This window comes from Streptomyces himastatinicus ATCC 53653 (assembly GCF_000158915.1).
GTDB classification, from domain to species: domain Bacteria; phylum Actinomycetota; class Actinomycetes; order Streptomycetales; family Streptomycetaceae; genus Streptomyces; species Streptomyces himastatinicus.
In genome coordinates this window covers 6,684,813-6,686,023 of record NZ_GG657754.1, presented here as the reverse complement: position 1 = coordinate 6,686,023, position 1,211 = coordinate 6,684,813, and the positions used below count along the sequence as shown (strand labels likewise).

Below are 1,211 nucleotides of genomic sequence, written 5' to 3'. Positions count from 1 at the left end.
TAGCCGCCGAACAGGACGAGACCGGCCGTGACCACCCCTCCCCCGAGCAGCAGCACCCAGCCGACCGTGCGCCCCCGCAACCCGCCGCGCGCCCATGCCGCACCCAGGCAGTACGGAACCAACCAGCCCGCCGCCAAATTGATCCAGCCGACCCAGGCGGGCCCGCCGAAGCCGAACCGGAACAAGTCGACGTGGAGGACGACGGCGAGCGGCCACAGCGGATGCAGCCGGGCCACCAGCGGGGTCGCCGCCGTGAGCGCCGCGAAGACCAGCAGGAACCACAGCGGTGACAGCACCAGTTTGAGCAGGGTGTGCAGGGTCGTCAGGCCCACCCCGGAGGCCAGCATCGCCGCCGCTGCCAGGGTCCACACCACCAGCACCGCCGCGACCGGCCGGAACAGCCGGGCCATCCGGGCGCCCAGCCACTGCCGGTACGGCACGCCCCGGGCGCGGGCGGAGGCATGGCTGCGCGCGCTCATCTGCCCTCCCACCAGGAAGAAGACCGCGAGGGTCTGCAACGCCCAGGTGAGCGGGGCGAGATGGGGCTGGTACAGCAGCGGACTGGCGGCCCGCACCGAACCGCTGTCGGCGACGAGGGCGGTCACCAGCCAGTGGCCGAGCACCACGCCGAGGATGGCGAACGCGCGCAGCGCGTCCACGGCGCGGTCGCGCTCGGGCGGTGTGGCGGCGTCGATGCGCCGGATCAGCTCATGCATGCCCGTCCCCCACGATCCGGGCCAGGCTCCGCAGGCTTACGGAACCGGGCTTGAGGTAGTCGCTGTGGCCGCCCTCGCCCGCGTCGAAGCTCCGGGCGCCGAACTCCTTCGAGACGGGATCGGTCCCCAGCCCGACGGTCGTGACCAGCAATGGAATCCGCACATGCGGTACGTCGGCTATCCAGTCGTGCGCGCCCCGGCCCGCCCAGACGGCGGCCCGGCTGTGCAACTGGCCGACGCTGTCCGCACCGACGCCGGGGCTCCCGTACAGAACGATGTCCGCGACCTCCAGCCCGGACGCGGCCCGGGCGCAGACCAGCGAGCCGTAGGAGTGGCAGAGCAGCGATATCCGGGCGCGGGGCGCGGCGGTGCTCAACTCCCGGACGAAGGAGGCGAGCCGAGGCGCAGCCCGGTCGGCCCGCCCCGCCGTCAGCACCTCGGGGCTCACCGTGCCCGGCGTCTCGTACCCGAGCCAGGCGACGACGGCGCCCTGCC

2 protein-coding genes are annotated in these 1,211 nt (G+C 73.7%); both read right to left on the bottom strand.

Features of this window, described 5'->3' with window-relative positions; all coding sequences use genetic code 11:
- Positions 1 to 716 (bottom strand): acyltransferase family protein (locus SSOG_RS54015; RefSeq protein WP_009717739.1); only part of this gene is annotated, 716 nt, incomplete at its 3' end.
- On the bottom strand, positions 709 to 1,211 hold a 503-nt coding region (locus tag SSOG_RS28585; protein ID WP_154686111.1), incomplete at its 5' end, for an alpha/beta hydrolase. The genes SSOG_RS28585 and SSOG_RS54015, both read right to left, overlap by 8 nt.